The 16,839-nt window shown below is 61.3% G+C and carries 14 protein-coding genes and 1 pseudogene; 9 read left to right on the top strand and 6 right to left on the bottom strand.

Features of this window, described 5'->3' with window-relative positions:
• Positions 1–25 precede the first annotated feature (25 nt).
• Positions 26–904, top strand: a complete 879-nt coding sequence (locus tag RGV33_RS28490) for a DMT family transporter (RefSeq protein ID WP_003215531.1) — start codon at positions 26–28, stop codon at positions 902–904.
• A gap of 5 nt (positions 905–909) precedes the next feature.
• On the opposite strand, the gene RGV33_RS28485 is transcribed toward RGV33_RS28490, so the two are convergent.
• Complete coding sequence (locus tag RGV33_RS28485) at positions 910–2,244, bottom strand: MFS transporter (protein ID WP_322147658.1); 1,335 nt, start codon at positions 2,242–2,244, stop codon at positions 910–912.
• 254 nt (positions 2,245–2,498) lie between these two features.
• Between RGV33_RS28485 and quiC the strand changes: the two genes are divergently transcribed.
• Together quiC and RGV33_RS28475 are read left to right on the top strand one after the other, a co-directional pair.
• Positions 2,499–4,397 carry a 3-dehydroshikimate dehydratase QuiC gene (gene quiC, locus RGV33_RS28480; protein ID WP_322147657.1) on the top strand — a complete coding sequence of 633 codons (1,899 nt, stop codon included), beginning with the start codon at positions 2,499–2,501 and terminating at the stop codon, positions 4,395–4,397.
• Between the two features lie 71 nt (positions 4,398–4,468).
• Entirely contained in the window at positions 4,469–5,134 is a 666-nt protein-coding gene (locus tag RGV33_RS28475; protein ID WP_322147655.1) for a TetR/AcrR family transcriptional regulator, read from the top strand.
• A 141-nt stretch (positions 5,135–5,275) separates the two neighbouring features.
• Here the strand turns inward: RGV33_RS28475 and RGV33_RS28470 are convergent, their stop codons facing one another.
• Together RGV33_RS28470 and aroQ are read right to left on the bottom strand one after the other, a co-directional pair.
• Entirely contained in the window at positions 5,276–6,136 is an 861-nt protein-coding gene (locus RGV33_RS28470; protein ID WP_322147654.1) for a shikimate dehydrogenase, read from the bottom strand.
• Positions 6,133–6,573: a type II 3-dehydroquinate dehydratase gene (gene aroQ / locus RGV33_RS28465; protein WP_322147653.1), complete on the bottom strand. Its 441-nt coding sequence runs from the start codon at positions 6,571–6,573 to the stop codon at positions 6,133–6,135. Before aroQ ends, RGV33_RS28470 begins: the two co-directional genes overlap by 4 nt.
• A 295-nt stretch (positions 6,574–6,868) precedes the next feature.
• On the opposite strand from aroQ, the pseudogene RGV33_RS28460 reads away from it, so the two are divergent.
• Both RGV33_RS28460 and RGV33_RS28455 read left to right on the top strand, forming a co-directional pair.
• Positions 6,869–7,015 (top strand): annotated as a pseudogene (locus tag RGV33_RS28460) (DUF4160 domain-containing protein); the annotation flags it as partial.
• 56 nt (positions 7,016–7,071) lie between these two features.
• A complete protein-coding gene (locus tag RGV33_RS28455; RefSeq protein WP_322147650.1) occupies positions 7,072–7,539 on the top strand; it encodes a DUF2442 domain-containing protein in 468 nt (155 codons plus the stop codon).
• 59 nt (positions 7,540–7,598) lie between these two features.
• On the opposite strand, the gene trmA is transcribed toward RGV33_RS28455, so the two are convergent.
• Together trmA and RGV33_RS28445 are read right to left on the bottom strand one after the other, a co-directional pair.
• On the bottom strand, positions 7,599–8,678 hold the full coding sequence (gene trmA / locus RGV33_RS28450) for a tRNA (uridine(54)-C5)-methyltransferase TrmA (RefSeq protein ID WP_322147649.1): 1,080 nt from the start codon (positions 8,676–8,678) through the stop codon (positions 7,599–7,601).
• Positions 8,675–9,970 (bottom strand): NCS2 family permease, encoded by a 1,296-nt coding sequence (locus tag RGV33_RS28445; RefSeq protein ID WP_003215557.1) that lies wholly within the window; start codon positions 9,968–9,970, stop codon positions 8,675–8,677. The genes trmA and RGV33_RS28445 overlap by 4 nt, the downstream gene beginning before the upstream one ends.
• A 200-nt stretch (positions 9,971–10,170) precedes the next feature.
• Here RGV33_RS28445 and RGV33_RS28440 point away from each other — a divergent pair, with 200 nt between their 5' ends.
• From RGV33_RS28440 to RGV33_RS28425, 4 genes are all read left to right on the top strand, one after another.
• The gene (locus tag RGV33_RS28440; protein WP_322147647.1) at positions 10,171–10,617 is read left to right on the top strand and encodes a DUF4879 domain-containing protein; all 447 of its coding nucleotides are present in this window, start codon (positions 10,171–10,173) and stop codon (positions 10,615–10,617) included.
• Positions 10,618–10,723: 106 nt separating this feature from the next.
• Positions 10,724–11,248: a (2Fe-2S)-binding protein gene (locus tag RGV33_RS28435; protein WP_322147646.1), complete on the top strand. Its 525-nt coding sequence runs from the start codon at positions 10,724–10,726 to the stop codon at positions 11,246–11,248.
• Complete coding sequence (locus tag RGV33_RS28430; RefSeq protein ID WP_322147644.1) at positions 11,245–12,234, top strand: xanthine dehydrogenase family protein subunit M; 990 nt, start codon at positions 11,245–11,247, stop codon at positions 12,232–12,234. The genes RGV33_RS28435 and RGV33_RS28430 overlap by 4 nt, the downstream gene beginning before the upstream one ends.
• Positions 12,231–14,414 (top strand): xanthine dehydrogenase family protein molybdopterin-binding subunit, encoded by a 2,184-nt coding sequence (locus RGV33_RS28425; protein ID WP_322147643.1) that lies wholly within the window; start codon positions 12,231–12,233, stop codon positions 14,412–14,414. The genes RGV33_RS28430 and RGV33_RS28425 overlap by 4 nt, the downstream gene beginning before the upstream one ends.
• Here RGV33_RS28425 and RGV33_RS28420 read toward each other — a convergent pair.
• Positions 14,411–15,652 (bottom strand): MFS transporter, encoded by a 1,242-nt coding sequence (locus RGV33_RS28420; protein ID WP_322147642.1) that lies wholly within the window; start codon positions 15,650–15,652, stop codon positions 14,411–14,413. The two genes, RGV33_RS28425 and RGV33_RS28420, sit on opposite strands and share 4 nt — an antisense overlap.
• Between the last annotated feature and the right edge of the window lie 1,187 nt (positions 15,653–16,839).

Genomic DNA, 16,839 nt, shown 5'->3' with positions numbered 1-16,839 from the left:
TCAGCCTGCCACTCAAGAGAATGCAATGACCCTCAGCACCCCACTTTCCGGCGTCAACCACCCACTCAAAGGCATTTTGCTGATTGTGGTGGCCACCTTTCTGTTTTCCAGCCACGACGCGCTGTCCAAATACCTGGCCGGGTTTTACCCGATTGTGATGGTGGTGTGGGCCCGGTACCTGGTGCACACGCTGTTGATGGCCGGGATATTCCTGCCGCAATCAGGCTTGCGGGTGCTGCGCAGCAAGCGGCCGTTGTTGCAAGTGGCGCGGGCGTTGTGCCTGCTGGGCACCAGCTTGTTCTTCACCGCGGCGCTGCACTTTATCCCGTTGGCCGAGGCCACGGCAGTCAACTTTCTTGCGCCGATCCTGGTCACCGCATTGTCGGTGCCGCTGTTGGGCGAGCACGTGACACGTGGCCAATGGCTGGCGGTGATTTGCGGGTTTATCGGGGTGCTGATCATTGTGCATCCGGGCGGTGAGCTGTTCACCCCGGCGGTATTGCTACCGCTGACCTCTGCGCTGTTCTTCTGCTTCTACCAACTGCTTACGCGCATCCTCAGCAAGTACGACACACCGACTACCAGCAATTTCTTCGCCGGGCTGTGCAACACCCTGGTGATGAGTGCGCTGGTGCCATTCTTCTGGCAGGTGCCGAGCTTGTGGCACGGTGTGTTGATGCTGGCGCTGGGCACCTGCGGGATGACCGCGCACTTGATGCTGACCCAGGCCTTCCGCTTCGCGGCGCCGGCCTTGCTGGCACCGTTCGGCTATTGCCAGATCGTGTTTGCGGGGTTGTTGGGCTGGCTGGTGTTCAACCACACCCCGGACCTGACCACGGTGGTCGGGATCGGGGTGATCTGCCTGAGCGGGTTGGCCGCTGCCTGGCAGCAGCGGCGCAGGTAGGAAACTCAGGCCTCGACGGTCGGAATCTTGCGCGGCGCCATGAAGTACATCCAGATCAGTGCGATGAAATACATCGCCGGAATCAAGGTGAACAGCACGGTGTAGTTGTTGTTGGTCACGGTCAGGATATGGCCGACGATCTGGGTCATGAACATCCCGCCGATGGCCGCGCACATGCCGCCAAAACCAAACACCGTACTCATCATGTGCTTGGGCGTGTAGTCCATCACCAGGCTCCAGATGTTGGCGGTCCAGGCCTGATGCGCGCCGATAGCCAGGGAGATGGCAAACACCGCGACCCATAGCTGGCTGGAACCGGCCGCCATGATCACCCCGACGATGCAGCAGGCGAACAGCAGCATCGACAACAACCGCGCCTTGATCGCATTCATCCCACGGCCGATCAGGAACGAAGACAGAATCCCGCCGCCTATGCTGCCGAAGTCCGCGGTCAGGTAAATGATGATCAGCGGGATGCCCATCTGGGTCACGTTGATGCCCAGGTTGTATTGCTGGTTCAGGAACGGCGGCAGCCAGTACAGGTAGAACCAGAACACTGGCGCGGTCATCGAGTAGGCGAGGGCGAAGGCCCAGGTGCCGCGCATGCGCAGGATGCGGCTGAACGGCACGCGGGGTTGTTCCGGTTCGACTTCCTGCTGCACGTAGTCCAGTTCCGATTGCTTCACGCTCGGATGGTCTTCCGGGTTGTAGTACTTCAAACCCCAGAACACCAGCCAGATGCCGCCCAGTGCCGACATGCACAGGAACGCCGCCTGCCAGCCCCATACATGGAGGATCAGCGGCAGCAGCATTGGCGTCATCATCGCGCCGACGTTGGTGCCGGCGTTGAAGATCCCGGTGGCCACTGCACGCTCGCCGGCGGGGAACCACAGGCGGGTGGTCTTGACGCAGGCCGGGTAGTTGGCGGCTTCGGTCAACCCGAGAATGAACCGGCACACCATAAAGCCCACCGCCGAGGTGGCCAGGCCGTGGGCGCCGGTGGCGATGCTCCACAGCAGCACCGCGCAAAAAAACACGCGCTTGACGCCGACCCGGTCGATCAAGCGGCCTTGCAGCACAAAGCCGATGGCGTAACCCACCTGGAACCAGAAGTTGATATTGGCGTAGTCCATCGCCGTCCAGCTCATTTCCTTGGCCAGGATCGGTTGCATCACGCCGAGTGCGGCGCGGTCGATGTAGTTCAGGGTGGTGGCGAAAAACACCAGGGCCAACATGCCCCAGCGGGTTTTACCGACGGCCATGGCGCCACGGATTTTGTCGCCGATGCCGCTATTGGGATTGCTGTGACGCACGGCCACGGCGGGAGTTTGCGAAGGCATGAGGAAGTACCCGTTTTTTTGAAATTTTTATGGTGTGTTCAGGGTCTTGTTAACCAAGGCCACTCAACCGGAGCGGCACTCAATGTGCTGTCGATGGTGCGCAGTGGCTAAAAAATCGTCAATTCGCGAATTGGCATTCTGTTCGATAATCGCCCATAAAACTAACTGGTTCGTACATTTCAATTGCTGTGAACAGTTTAGCGGCCAATAATTTGCCGTAAATAAGACCTGCCTCATATGTCGGGAGTCGCCCCATGCAACGCTCCATCGCCACCGTTTCCTTGAGCGGAACCCTGCCGGAAAAACTCGAAGCCATCGCGGCTGCCGGGTTTGATGGCGTGGAAATCTTCGAAAACGACCTGCTGTATTACGACGGCAGCCCGCGTGAAGTCAGGCAGATGTGCGCCGACCTCGGCATTGCTATCACCCTGTTCCAGCCGTTCCGGGATTTTGAAGGTTGCCGCCGCGACCGCCTGGCGCGCAACCTGGAGCGGGCCGAGCGCAAGTTCGATTTGATGCAGGAACTGGGCACCGACCTGGTGCTGGTGTGCAGCAATGCGTCAGCCGATTCCGTCGGTGATGAAAGCATTTTGCTGGATGACCTGAGCCTGCTGGCCGAGCACGCCGGCCGCCGTGGCCTGCGCATTGGCTACGAAGCGCTGGCTTGGGGGCGACACGTGAACACCTGGCAACAGGTGTGGAACCTGGTGCGCAAGATCGATCATCCGAGCCTTGGCGTGTTGCTCGACAGCTTCCACACGCTGTCCCTCAAGGGCGACCCAAGCGCGATAGCCGAGATTCCCGGCGACAAAATCTTTTTTGTGCAAATGGCTGACGCGCCCGTCCTGGCCATGGACGTGCTGGAATGGAGCCGGCATTTCCGCTGCTTCCCAGGCCAGGGCGAATTTGACCTGGCGGGTTTCCTCGCCCCGATCATCAAGAGCGGTTACACCGGGCCTCTTTCCCTGGAAATTTTCAACGACGGCTTTCGCGCCGCACCGACCCGGGCGAATGCTGCCGACGGCCTGCGTTCGCTGCTGTACCTCGAAGAGAAGACCCGCCAGCGGCTCGCCGAAGAAGCCGCGCCGGTCCCCGAGATTCTGTTTGAAACCCCGGCCGCCAGCGAATACGACGGCATCGAATTTCTCGAATTTGCCGTGGATGAAAACCTCGGCGCCAAGCTCACTTCCTGGCTGGAGCGCCTGGGCTTCGTCAAGGCCGGGCAGCATCGCTCCAAGAGCGTCAGCCTGCTGCGCCAGGGCGATATCAACCTGATCCTCAATTGCGAACCCTATTCCTTCGCCCATAACTTCTTCGAGGCCCACGGCCCGTCGTTGTGCGCCACGGCGATCCGCGTGAAAGACAGTGCCAAGGCCCTGGAGCGGGCCGTGGCCTACAAAGGCCAGCCGTATCGCGGCCTGGTCGGGCCCAACGAGCTGGAGCTGGCGGCGGTACGCGCACCGGATGGCAGCCTGATTTACCTGGTGGACCAGAACGAAGGCGGCCTTTACGACACCGATTTCAACCTGCAACCGGCTAACGCTGCCAGCGGCGGGCTGTTGCGCATCGACCATATGGCTATGGCCTTGCCCGCCGACAGCCTCGACAGCTGGGTGCTGTTCTATAAAAGCCTGCTGGACTTCGAAGCCGATGACGAAGTGGTGTTGCCCGACCCCTACGGCCTGGTCAAAAGCCGCGCACTGCGCAGCCGTTGCAGCTCGATTCGCCTGCCGCTGAATATTTCCGAGAACCGCAATACCGCGATTTCCCACGCGCTGTCGAGCTATCGCGGCTCGGGCGTGCACCACATTGCTTTCGACTGCGCGGACATTTTCGCCGAGGTCAGCCGGGCCAAGGACGCCGGGGTTCCGCTGCTGGATATCCCGCTGAACTACTACGACGACCTCGCGGCGCGGTTTGATTTCGATGACGAGTTCCTCAGCCAGCTCGCGTATTACAACGTGCTGTACGACCGCGATGCCCAAGGCGGTGAGCTGTTTCACGTGTACACCGAACCGTTCGAAGGCCGGTTTTTCTTCGAGATCATCCAGCGCAAGAACGGTTATGCCGGGTATGGCGCGGCCAACGTGGCGGTGCGCCTGGCGGCCATGGCCAAGTCCCGCAGCGGTGCGGTGCGCCAGGCCAGGTTGTAAGGTGCTGGCGCTTCCTTCGGCGTGCGGCGCGGCCCATAATCAGCGCCTGCACCTAAGGCCGTGAGCGCACCATGACCCTGATCTCCGAGCTCCCTGCCGTGGCCACCGCGCCGCGCAAGAGCCGCAAGAACAACCCGGAAAAGACCCGCGAGAACATCCTCCAGGAAGCCATCGTCGAGTTTGTGACCCAGGGCCTTTCCGGCGCCCGGGTGGACGCGATCGCGGAGCGTATCCAGACCTCCAAGCGCATGATCTATTACTACTTCGGCAGCAAGGAGCAGCTCTACGTCGAGGTGCTGGAAAAGCTCTACGGCGACATTCGCAACACCGAGACCCGGATGAACCTGACGGCCCTGGAGCCCCGGGAAGCGATCCGTCGGTTGGTGGAGTTCACCTTTGATCACCACGATCAGAACGTGGATTTTGTGCGGATTGTCAGCATCGAGAACATCCACAACGCCGAGTACGTGAAGCAGTCGACGTCGATCAAGGCAATGAACAGCAACATCCTCGAAGCCCTCGGCACCACGTTGCGCCGCGGTGCCGAGCTGGGCGTGTTCCGTGAAGGGCTGGAGCCGTTGGACGTGCACTTGCTGATCAACTCGTTCAGCTTCTACCGGGTGTCCAACCGCCACACCTTCAGCGAGATCTTTCAGATCGAGTTGTCGGACGAGGCGGTCAAGCAGCGGCATCGGGCGATGATCTGCGAGTCGGTGTTGCGCTACTTGCAGGCCTGAATTTAACACCGAACAAATGTGGGAGCCGGGCTTGTGTGGGAGCTGGCTTGCCTGCGATAGCATCACCCGGGTCTACCGGATGGACCGAGGTGCTTGCATCGCAGGCAAGCCAGCTCCCACATCTTGATCCGGTTTCTACGGTTAGGTGCTCATGCGCTGGAAGTGTGCAAGCATCCGGTCGGCATCCGCCACTTCGCCACTGAACAACTCAAACGCCTTCACCGCCTGAAACACTGCCATGTTGCCGCCATCCAGCGTGCGGCAACCCAAGGCGCGGGCGTTGCGCAGCAGTTCGGTTTCCAGCGGGAAATACACAATCTCTGCCACCCACAGGTCGGCGCGCAAGGTGTCCAGCGGCACCGGCATGCCCGGCAACTTGGCCATGCCCATGGGGGTGGTGTTTACCAGGCCGTCGGCCTCGGCCATGGCGCTTTCCAAGTCATTGCCTGCCTGGGCCCGCCCGGCGCCAAAATGCTGGTTGAGGTTATCTGCCAGGCTGCGGGCGCGCTCGGCGTCCATGTCAAAAATACTCAAGCGCTCCACGCCTTCGCCCAGCAAGGCATGGGCCACCGCCGCCCCGGCGCCACCCGCGCCCATCTGCACCACGAGCCTGCGTGCCACGTCGTTCAAACCCCGGCGGAAGCCTTCGGCAAAGCCCAGGCAGTCGGTGTTGTGGCCGATACGCTCACCGTCACGAAACACCACGGTATTTACCGCGCCAATGCCCCGCGCCTCGGGCGACAGGTCGTCCAGCAACGGCAGGATCGCCTGCTTGCACGGGTAGGTGATGTTCAAACCGGTGAAATTCATCTGCTCGGCCGCCATCAACAAGTCCGGCAGGGCGCGGGTGTCCACCTGCAACTGATCGAGGTCGATCAGCCGATACAGGTAACGCAAGCCCTGGGCATCACCTTCGTGCTCATGCAGGGCCGGGGTGCGGGAAGCCTGGATGCCGGCGCCTATCAGGCCGGCGAGAATTCGACGTTTGGACACCGTGTTCATCCCTCTAAGGTCTTGCTGAAATGTTCGAGGGCCAGGTGATAGCCATGGCTGCCAAAACCGGCGAGCACCGCCTTGGCGATTGGCGACACAAACGAGTGATGACGGAACGCTTCCCGGGCATGCACGTTGGACAAATGCACTTCGATCACCGGCACTTCACTGGCCACCAGCGCATCGCGGATCGCCACCGAGGTGTGGGTCCAGGCCGCCGGGTTGATCACGATGCCGGCGCAACGGGCACGGGCGCCGTGGATCCAGTCCAGCAGCTCGCCTTCGTGGTTGGTCTGGCGGAATTCGACTTTCAGGCCCAGTTGCTCGGCGCTGCGGCCACACAGGGCGGCGAGGTCGGCCAGGGTTTCGTGACCGTAAGTAGCAGGCTCGCGGGTACCGAGCAGGTTGAGATTGGGGCCGTTGAGCACCAGCACGATAGGGGGCATGAGGGATCTCCACTGTTGTTTTTATCAGTGGGGATAAAATGTACTGAATGGTTAATTTGGTCAATCGTCGAGGTGGGAAGCGGGCGATTATCGAACGTGAATTGAAAGCGCATGTAACGCGGTGGCTCGCCTGCCGGGCGTTGGAGACTCTTTCCATGAGCGGTTACAACCCAGTGTTCGCCGAACTGGCGGCTGCGACTAGCCTGAGGCGGTAACTCCAGGAGGAGGAACCGATTGTCGGGCTGCACGATGAAAAGTGTTACCTGGCGGAAAATAACCTAACGGATGGGTTGCGATGAAAGTAGGCATTTACAAAGGACATGTGATTGCGGTGTTTCTCAGGGATGAGCATTGCCCGCCCCATGTGCATGTTGCCGGCAAGGAATGGGATGTGCGCTTTCGTTTCAGCTTTCTGGATGGGCATGTGGCGTTGTGGGATGTGGGGCAGAAAATAATTCTGAATCTGGTCAGGGCGCCGGGTTTTGTGGAGATTGATTTATGAAGAAAATCGTAAAGGCCAAGGTTTTACCCTATGTACCGATCACCGAGGCCGATATCGACACGGCAATAGACCGAGGACGCGAGTCAAAGCATCTATACGCTCACGCCAGCAACGTGCGTTATGAAAATGAATGCCTCTCCATTGGCTTCAGCGACGGCAGCCGCGTCATGTTGCCAGTGGCGGGCTTGCCGGAGTTCGAAGGGTTCAGCGTGCAGGATTTCCAGCAGTTGGAGGTCGGCTTTGGCGGTAAGGCGCTTTGTTGTGAGGCCCAAGACCTGGATGTTTCCATCACGGACCTTATCGCCACCAGCCAGCCGTTAATGGCCCTGGCTACGAGCCTGGTAGCCTCCCACAACGGTCGCAAGAGCAGCGCCGCCAAATCCGCCGCCGCCCGAGCCAATGGCAAGAAGGGCGGGCGGCCGCGCAAGGAGGTTCTGGAAGACACTGATTCTGCTGATACATGAAGAGCCAATGTGGCAGCTGACCGGCTCCCACACTGGGCGATGTTCGGTGTCCTGACGTGTTACCGCCGGGTCAACAACACCCCGGACTCCATATGATGCGTCCACGGAAACTGGTCAAACAACGCACACTGGGTAATACGGTGTGTGTCATGCAGTTGCGCAATGTTCGCCGCCAGCGTCTCCGGGTTGCAGGAGATGTACAGGATGTTCTCGAAGCGTCGGGTCAATTCGCAGGTGTCCGGGTCCATGCCGGCACGCGGCGGGTCGACGAACACGCTGGCGAACTCGTAGCTCTTGAGGTCGATGCCGTGAAGGCGTCGGAACGGGCGCACTTCGTTCAAGGCTTCGGTCAGTTCTTCAGCCGACAAACGCACCAGGGTGACGTTATCTACAGCGTTTTCATCGAGGTTGCTCAAGGCTGCACCTACCGAGGTCTTGCTGATCTCGGTAGCCAGCACTTTGCGTACGCGAGTGGACAACGGCAGGGTGAAGTTGCCGTTGCCGCAATACAACTCCAGCAAGTCATCACTGCGATCGCCGAGGGCTTCGTACGCCCAGTTGAGCATCTTTTGGTTCACCGTGCCGTTGGGCTGGGTGAACGCGCCTTCGGGCTGGCGATAGCTGAAGGTGCGACCGCCGACGTCGAGCTTTTCGACCACGTAATCAAGGCCGATCACATCACGCTTGCCCTTGGAGCGGCCGATGATGCTCACATTCAAGTCAGCCGCCAGCTTGTTGGCCGCCGTATGCCAATGCTCGTCCAGCGGGCGGTGATAGCACAGGGTGATCATCGCGTCGCCGGCCAGGGTAGTGAGGAACTCCACCTGGAACAGCTTGTGGCTCAGGGCTGCGCTGGCTTGCCAGGCGGCCTTGAGCTGCGGCATCAACTGGTTGATGCGCAGGCTGGCAATCGGGAACGCGTCGATGAGGATCGGCGTGCGCTTGTCGTCCTGGGAGAACATCGCGTAGTGGCGCTGACCCTCTTCGCGCCACAGGCGAAACTCCGCCCGCAGGCGGAAGTTCTGCAAGGGCGAGTCGAAAACCTGAGGCTCTGGCGCGTCGAACGGCGCCAGCAGGTCACGCAAGCGCGTGACCTTGTCTTGCAGTTGAGCGGTGTAGCTTGCGGCGTCAAAAGTCATGCGTTGAACCAGCCCAGCTTGATCACAAACAGAATCGACAGAATCACCAGCGCCGGGTTCAGCTCACGGTAGCGGCCCGAAAGCAGCTTGATGGCGGTCCAGGCGATGAAACCGAAGGCAATGCCGTTGGCGATGGAATAAGTGAATGGCATCGCCAGGGCGGTGATCACCACCGGCGCGGCGACGGTGATGTCGTCCCAGTCAATTTCGGCCAGGCCAGACGTCATCAATACGGCAACAAACAGCAGCGCCGGCGCGGTGGCGAACGCCGGTACGCTGGCCGCCAGTGGCGAGAAGAACAGCGCCAGCAGGAACAGGATCGCAACCACAACCGCCGTCAAACCGGTACGGCCACCAGCGCTCACGCCTGCAGCCGATTCGATGTAGCTGGTGGTGGTCGAGGTGCCCAGCAGGGAACCGGCCATGGCTGCGGTACTGTCCGCGATCAGCGCACGGCCCATTTTCGGCATATGGCCGTCCTTGCCCATCAGGCCTGCGCGCTTGGCGACGCCGATCAGGGTGCCGGAGTTGTCGAACAGGTCGACGAACAGGAACGCGAAGATCACGCTCACCAGACCGATGTCCAGCGCGCCCTTGATGTCCAGTTGCAGGAAGGTCGGGGCCAGCGAAGGTGGCATCGACATCACGCCGCCGAACGGGGTGAAGCCCAGCACGATGGAGGCGATGGTGACCACCAAAATACCGATCAATACCGCGCCACGCACTTTCAGGGCTTCCAGCGCAACGATCAGCGCGAAGCCCAGGGTGGCGAGGATCGGTGCCGGTTGTTTCAGGTCGCCCAAGCCCACCATGGTGGCCGGGTTGCTGACCACGATGCCGGCGTTATGCAGCGCTATCAATGCCAGGAACAGGCCGATGCCCGCCGCAATGGCCGAGCGCAGTGGCAGCGGGATGCTGTTGATGATCCATTCGCGGATGCGGAAGATCGACAGCAGGAAGAACAGCACCGCCGAGATGAACACCGCGCCCAGCGCCACTTGCCAGGTATGGCCCATGTGCAGGACCACGGTGTAGGTGAAGAACGCGTTGAGGCCCATGCCCGGTGCCAGGGCGATCGGGTAGTTGGCGATCAGGCCCATCACGGTGGAACCAATGGCCGCCGCCAGGCAGGTCGCGACAAAGACCGCGCCCTTGTCCATGCCGGTCTCGCCGAGGATGCTCGGGTTGACGAACAGGATGTAGGCCATGGCCAAAAAGGTGGTGACGCCCGCGAGAATCTCGGTGCGCACATTCGTGTTGTGTGCCTTGAGTTGAAACAGCTTTTCCAGCATGCCTGCTCCCTGTGACGCTATTTTGCGTCGTTATTTGTTGACCTCTAAGTCAAAGCACAAACTGCGCCAAGCGCCTGTGGTTCCAGAGAGGATCGGAAAAAGCGGCGCATCATACCAGCAGCCGAGGGCCAGTGGCGCATAGGCTTGATCATGGCCTTGAGGCATACTGCGCCGACGTTTATTACAGGGTCATCGACAGCATGAAAAAAGCCAGCGGCTGGAGTCTAGCTCTGTTCGGTTGTATCGGCCTGTGGCTCGGCGCAGCACCGGCGTGGGGCGCGCCTGCACCGGCGTTGAGCGAGGTGCGGGTGTTCAAGGTGCAGTCGGCCAAATGCACCGAAACCATTCCCGAGCGGGCGGACAGCACCCAGATGTGCACGCACCGTGGGCAAACGCTGGTGTACGTGATGGAAGTCGGCCTGGGCAACAGCTCCCACGCGTTTTTTGATGGAGCCCCGGTGTCCGGCACCAGAATGGCCATCTGCCAAGTGGGCTCAGTCAGCCAGGCATGCAGCGGCGCCGGCACGTTGATGGGCTACATCTATACGTTCCAGCTGGATATCGAAGCCGGCGGCGCGTTCCAATACAGCAACAGCTCGATCAACCCGCCGCGCAAGCAGTTGGTCACCACCCTCAGCATTCGCTGATCGCCACCCATCAATTGCCTTGAACGCTCATAACCCCGGGAAGTCGTACCGCTAAGACGGCGACTTTCCAGAACGCCGCGATTGCACACCAATCCGTGAGGTGTTTATGAGCGCGACCCCCAACCTTGCTGCGGCCAAACCGTTCGCCAGCCACCCGATTCGCTTGATGGTGAATCGCACAGACATCCAAATGGATGTTCTGCCCTGGACCACCCTGCTGGACCTGCTGCGCGAGCAACTGGACCTGGTCGGTACCAAGAAGGGCTGCGACCACGGCCAGTGCGGTGCATGCACCGTGTTGCTCAACGGAAAACGGGTGAACGCCTGCCTGACCCTGGCGGTGATGTGCGACGGTGCCGAGTTGACCACGATTGAAGGCCTGGCCTCGGGCGAAACTTTGCACCCGATGCAACAGGCGTTCATCAAGCACGATGCTTTCCAGTGCGGCTACTGCACGCCGGGGCAGATTTGTTCGGCAGTGGGCCTGGCCCGTGAAGGCCGAGCCCACGACACCGCGCAAATTCAGGAGCTGATGAGCGGCAACCTGTGCCGCTGTGGCGCCTATAACAACATTCGCGATGCCATCGAAGAAGCCTTGCCAGCGTGCCGTACGCAGGGTGGTGAGCAATGAATCCCTTCCATTACAGCAAGCCGCATGACGTGCAGGAGGCGGTGAACCTGGTCAGCCCGGCGTCGCGCTTTATCGCCGGCGGCACCAACCTGCTGGACCTGATGAAAGAAAACATCAGCCGTCCCGAGCACCTGATCGATATCACCGGGCTGCCCCTGCGCGACGTGGAAGAAACCGCCGGGGGTGGCCTGATGATCGGTGCCCTGGTGAGCAACGCTGACCTGGCCTGGCACCCGCTGATCGAGGAGCGCTACCCGTTGCTGTCCCAGGCCATCCTTGCGGGGGCCTCGCCGCAGTTGCGCAACATGGCCAGCACCGGCGGCAACCTTTTACAGCGCACCCGTTGCTACTACTTCTATGACGCTGCCGTGCCCTGCAACAAGCGCAAGCCCGGTAGCGGTTGCCCGGCCCGGGTCGGTTTGAACCGCATCCACGCGATTCTCGGCGCCAGCGACCAATGCGTGGCCACCCATCCTTCGGACATGTGCGTGGCCCTGGCCGCGCTGGATGCCCAGGTGCATGTGCAGGGCCGAGGCGGGGTGCGGGTCATCGAGTTTGCCGACTTCCACCGATTGCCCGGTGATGCGCCCCAGCGGGATAACCAACTGGCAGACGACGAGTTGATCACCGCCATCGAGTTGCCCGCCGACCACCTTGCTGCCCACAGCCACTACTTGAAGATCCGCGACCGGGCTTCCTATGCCTTCGCGCTGGTGTCCGTCGCGGCGGCCCTTGAGTTGCAAGGCGACGTGATCATAGACGCCCGCCTGGTCCTGGGCGGTGTCGCCCACAAACCCTGGCGTGACCGCGCCGTTGAAGCTGCGTTGGTCGGCCAGCCTGTGAGCCGCGAAACCTTCAGTGCTGCCGCCGAAGCCCTGTTGTTGGACGCCGAGCCTTTGGAGCACAACGGCTTCAAGATCAAACTGGCACGCCGCGCGATCATTCGCGCCTTGAGCGATGCCGCTGTTGCAGGAGCCACGTCATGAGTGCAATCGGCAAACCGTTGGACCGGGTGGACGGTCTGCTCAAGGTGACCGGGCAAGCGCGCTATGCCGGGGAGTTTCCCGAGGACGGCCTGCTGCATGGCAGCGTGGTTCCCAGCAACATCGCCAAAGGCCGCGTCATCCGCATCGACGCTTCCAAAGCTCTGGCGCTGCCGGGTGTGGTGATGGTGCTCGATCACCTCAACCGCCCCAAACTCGCGAGCTACGATGACAGCTATGCCGACGCCGATGCCGCCGATGGCTCGCCGTTTCGCCCGCTGTACAACGACCGCGTGCTCTACAGCGGCCAGCCGTTGGCGTTGGTGATTGCCGACAACCTGGAACTGGCGCGCCACGCCGGCTCCCTGGTGCAGATCGAATACGCCGCCGAACCCTGCGAAACCGATCTGCTGGCCCTGCAGGAACAGTCGCACCCATCGCCGCAAACACCGCCCAAGCCGCGTGGCAATTTCCAGGCCGAATGGACCGGCGCCGCCACCCGCCTGGATCTGCACTACAGCACGCCCATCGAACACCACAACCCGATGGAGCCCCACGCCAGTACCGTGCTGTATCAGCCGGACGGCACCCTGCATATCCACGACAAGACTCAGGGCCCACAGAACTGCCAGGCCTATGTGCAGAAAGTGTTCGGCCTGGATAAAAGCCAGGTGCGGATCTTTGCCGCGTTCGTTGGCGGTGCCTTTGGATCCGGGTTGCGCCCGCAGTACCAATTGCCGCTGGCGGTGATGGCATCCCTGGCGCTGAAACGCTCGGTGCGCGTCACCCTCACGCGCCAGCAGATGTTCACCTTCGGCTATCGCCCGCGCACCTTGCAGCGCCTGCAATTGGGTGCTGCCGCCAATGGCCGCTTGCTCGCCCTGGGCCACACTGCTATCGGCCAGACCTCGCGTTTTGAGGACTTCAGCGAGCACGTGGTGGAATGGAGCGGCATGCTCTATCACTGCGACAACGTGCTGTTGACCTACAAACTGGTGCCGCTGGATGTATTCACGCCGTTGGACATGCGTGCACCCGGCGCGGCGCTGGGGGTAATCGGCCTGGAGTGCGCCATGGACGAACTGGCCTGCGCCCTGGGCATCGACCCGGTGCAGTTGCGGCTGATCAACTATGCCGAGCGCAACCAGAATGAAGACAAGCCCTGGTCCAGCAAGGCCTTGCGTGAATGCTACAGCGAAGGTGCCGAACGTTTCGGCTGGAGCCAGCGCAACCCGGAGCCACGGAGCATGCGTGATGGTCGCCAACTGATCGGTTGGGGCATGGCCGGTGGGGTGTGGGAAGCCATGCAAATGAAGGCCAGCGCCAAGGCGCGCATCGACCACCTGGGCAAACTCACGGTCAGCAGCGCCACCACCGATATTGGTACCGGCACTTACACGGTCATGGCGCAGATCGCCGCCCAGGCCAGTGGCGTGCCTGTGGGCGACGTGACGTTCCTGCTGGGGGATTCATCACTGCCCACGGCGCCGCTGCAGGGTGGCTCGTTTACCGTCTCGTCGGTGGGCAGCGCGGTGCAGCAGGCGTGTGAAGCGTTGACGGCCAAACTGCTGGTGATTGCGCGCCAGACTTATCCTGCGTTCAAGGACGCTGAAACGGCGCGGTTTGAAAACGGCCAGTTGCATGCCGGTAACCAGCGCGTGTCTTTGGCGCAGTTGGTGCAGGACAGTGGCGAGCAGGCGCTGGAAGTACAGGTGGACTGCGAACCCGATAAAAAGCGCGAAGGCTATGCCTCAGCCACGCATTCGGCGGTGTTTGTCGAAGTGCGGGTGGATGAAGACCTGGGCACCATTAAGGTCAGCCGTGTGGTCAGTGCCATAGCGGCCGGGCGGGTGGTCAATCCGAAGATGGCCCGCAGCCAGATTCTTGGTGGAGTGGTGTGGGGCATCGGCATGGCGTTGCATGAAGAAACCCAGATTGACCATCAATTGGGCCGCTACATGAACCACAGCCTGGCCGAGTACCACATCCCGGTAAACGCGGATATCGGCGAAATTGATGTGCTGTTTGTCGAGGAACACGATGAGATCGTCAACGCCCTGGGTTCCAAGGGCGTTGGCGAGATCGGGATTGTGGGGGTGGCGGCGGCCGTGGCCAACGCGGTGTATCACGCTACCGGCAAGCGGGTGCGGGACTTTCCCGTCACCCTGGACAAGGTGCTCTAAACCTTGGCGGCTTCTTCCACCGGCACATGCATGCGGTCGCGGTTGGCCAGGGTCGGGAACAGCTTGATCCAGACCCCGGTCACCACCAGCGTGCCGATGCCGCCCATGACCACGGCGGGCACGGTGCCGAACCAGTGGGCGGTGATTCCGGACTCAAATTCGCCCAACTGATTTGACGCGCCGATGAATAGCCCGTTGACCGCACTGACCCGGCCACGCATTTCATCCGGGGTTTCCAACTGCACGAACGAGGCGCGGATCACCATGCTGATCATGTCTGCTGCGCCCAATACCACCAGCACCGCCAGGGAGAACCAGAACGAGGTCGACAGGCCGAAGGCGATAGTGGCCACACCAAACACACCCACCGCTGTAAACATGATCCGCCCCACATGCCGGTCTACAGCAAACCGCGCGAGCCACAGTGACATGATCAGCGCCCCCACAGCGGGTGCCGAGCGCAGCAACCCGAGCCCCCACGGCCCGGTCAGCAGGATGTCCTTGGCAAACACCGGCAGCAACGCCGTGGCGCCGCCCAGCAACACCGCAAACAGGTCCAGGGAAATTGCCCCGAGGATATCCGGCCGGCTGCGGATAAAACGAATCCCGGCCAGCAACGAATCCATGGTCGCCTTGGCCTTGTTCAGCGGGGTCTGGCGCGCGGGCAGGTTGAGGGTGAGCACGCAGGCAATCAGGTACAGCACCACGGTGGGGCCATATACCCAGACGCTGCCAAAGGCGTACAACAAACCGCCCAACGCCGGTGCCACGATGGTCGCCAATTGCTGCGCCGACTGCGACGACGCCACTGCGCGGGGAAACAGCGCAGTGGGCACGATGCTTGGCAGCAGGGCCTGGGTGGTGGGCATTTCAAACGAGCGCGCGGCGCCGAGCAGGAAGGCCAGGATAAAAATCATTTCGCGGGTGACGTTGCCGGTCAGGCCGCCTATTGCCAAGGACAGTGCAATCAAGGCCTGCAGGGTCTGGCAGATGGCCGCCACCTTGCGCCGTTCATAGCGGTCGGCTACATGGCCGGTGTGCAGCATGAACAGCACTCGCGGTACGAATTCCACCAGGCCGACCAAGCCCAGGTCCAGTACGTTTCCGGTCAGTTGGTAGAGGTTCCAGCCGATGGCCACGGTGAGCATCTGGAAACCGCTGGCGGTAAAGATCCGTGCCAGCCAGAACGCGATGAAAGGGCGGTGGTGACGTAACAGCAGCGCGGGTTCACTGGGCATCGGGGAGGCAGGTCTGGGAGGGGGAAAAGCGAGGTTATCATCAACATGTAACCAATAGTTGCGTAGGTGGGTTGGGGGGAGGAGATATGTGCACCTGACTGGGTACATATCCGTTTCTTCGGTAACGGCGGCTTAGGGTTCCGCTCTTACAGCGGGTCACTTTTGGCAAACGCCCCAAAAGTAACCAAAAGGTCTTTGCCCCACCACTCGGTGCCTCGCTTAGGCTCGGCATGCCCGCACTCCGGCCCGGTTCCGCGGGCCGCCGCGACGGGCCATCCATGGCCCGGCGCGGCTAAATCGGCATCCTTGCCGATTTACCCGCTCCACCGTGCCTGCTTGCGGCCATCGTGGTTGACGGGGCCTGCAGATCAAGGTCAACAGCAAGAGCACGGCGGCCTGAAAGCCGACCTGAGTGTTAAAAGCCAGATCAAAAGCTGTAGGAGCTGGCTTGCCGGCGATGCAGGCAACTCGGTTTCTCAGACACCCCGAGGCGATGCCATCGCAGGCAAGCCAGCTCCCACATTTGAACCGTGCCCGCCCGCTTTAGCTTTTGATCTGGCTTTTAACACTCAAGCCGGCCTGTAGGCCGCTGTGTTCTTGATCTGCTTGTGATCTTGATCTTAGGCGCCCCGTCAACCACGCTGGCCGAACGCAGGTATTACGGAGCGGGTAAACCGGCAGGACGCCGGTTTAGCCGCGACGGGGCAGGGACGCCCCGTCGCGGCGGCCCGCGGAGTAATGCCGGAGTGAGGGCACACCGAGCCTAAGCGAGGTGCCGAGTGGTGGGGCAAGAGCCTTTTGGTTACTTTTGGGCTCCTTTCAAAAGTGACCCGCTGTAAGAGCGGAACCCATCTAAGCCATCACCCAAATAACGGATATACCCCCAGCGCACCCTCAGCCCGCCACAAAAAATGTGCAGCTACTGATGTTACGCAGGCAATCCCCCTCACCACGGGCAGCACTCACTCACCACTGAGGCAACCTGTCACGCGGCAAAAGACCACGCCTTGCTCTCGCGAAAATGGGACTACTCTTTCAGCAATGCTTGATCCAGATCAAAACCGTCGCCGGGATTGCTCTGGCGGCCGCAAGGCCAGAATCCCTGCGTGGTTGGTTAAAAAAAGAAACGAATTTGAATTCGCCACACTCCATATCCGTGGGGGCAGTGGGTGCAGGCCTCCAGCCAG

This window comes from Pseudomonas sp. Bout1 (assembly GCF_034314165.1).
GTDB lineage: Bacteria > Pseudomonadota > Gammaproteobacteria > Pseudomonadales > Pseudomonadaceae > Aquipseudomonas.
The sequence above is the reverse complement of the archived record's forward strand: the minus strand, read 5'-3'. Positions and strand labels throughout refer to the sequence as shown.

Bases quoted from the DNA above. Each gene is read 5' to 3' on its own strand.
- quiC (WP_322147657.1), top strand. From the start codon at position 2,499: ATGCAACGCTCCATCGCCACCGTTTCCTTGAGCGGAACCCTGCCGGAA.
- RGV33_RS28440 (WP_322147647.1), top strand. From the start codon at position 10,171: ATGAAAAAAGCCAGCGGCTGGAGTCTAGCTCTGTTCGGTTGTATCGGC.
- RGV33_RS28435 (WP_322147646.1), top strand. From the start codon at position 10,724: ATGAGCGCGACCCCCAACCTTGCTGCGGCCAAACCGTTCGCCAGCCAC.
- RGV33_RS28425 (WP_322147643.1), top strand. From the start codon at position 12,231: ATGAGTGCAATCGGCAAACCGTTGGACCGGGTGGACGGTCTGCTCAAG.
- RGV33_RS28455 (WP_322147650.1), top strand. From the start codon at position 7,072: ATGAAGAAAATCGTAAAGGCCAAGGTTTTACCCTATGTACCGATCACC.
- RGV33_RS28445 (WP_003215557.1), bottom strand. From the start codon at position 9,970: ATGCTGGAAAAGCTGTTTCAACTCAAGGCACACAACACGAATGTGCGC.
- trmA (WP_322147649.1), bottom strand. From the start codon at position 8,678: ATGACTTTTGACGCCGCAAGCTACACCGCTCAACTGCAAGACAAGGTC.
- RGV33_RS28485 (WP_322147658.1), bottom strand. From the start codon at position 2,244: ATGCCTTCGCAAACTCCCGCCGTGGCCGTGCGTCACAGCAATCCCAAT.
- RGV33_RS28420 (WP_322147642.1), bottom strand. From the start codon at position 15,652: ATGCCCAGTGAACCCGCGCTGCTGTTACGTCACCACCGCCCTTTCATC.
- RGV33_RS28490 (WP_003215531.1), top strand. From the start codon at position 26: ATGACCCTCAGCACCCCACTTTCCGGCGTCAACCACCCACTCAAAGGC.
- aroQ (WP_322147653.1), bottom strand. From the start codon at position 6,573: ATGCCCCCTATCGTGCTGGTGCTCAACGGCCCCAATCTCAACCTGCTC.
- RGV33_RS28430 (WP_322147644.1), top strand. From the start codon at position 11,245: ATGAATCCCTTCCATTACAGCAAGCCGCATGACGTGCAGGAGGCGGTG.
- RGV33_RS28475 (WP_322147655.1), top strand. From the start codon at position 4,469: ATGACCCTGATCTCCGAGCTCCCTGCCGTGGCCACCGCGCCGCGCAAG.
- RGV33_RS28470 (WP_322147654.1), bottom strand. From the start codon at position 6,136: ATGAACACGGTGTCCAAACGTCGAATTCTCGCCGGCCTGATAGGCGCC.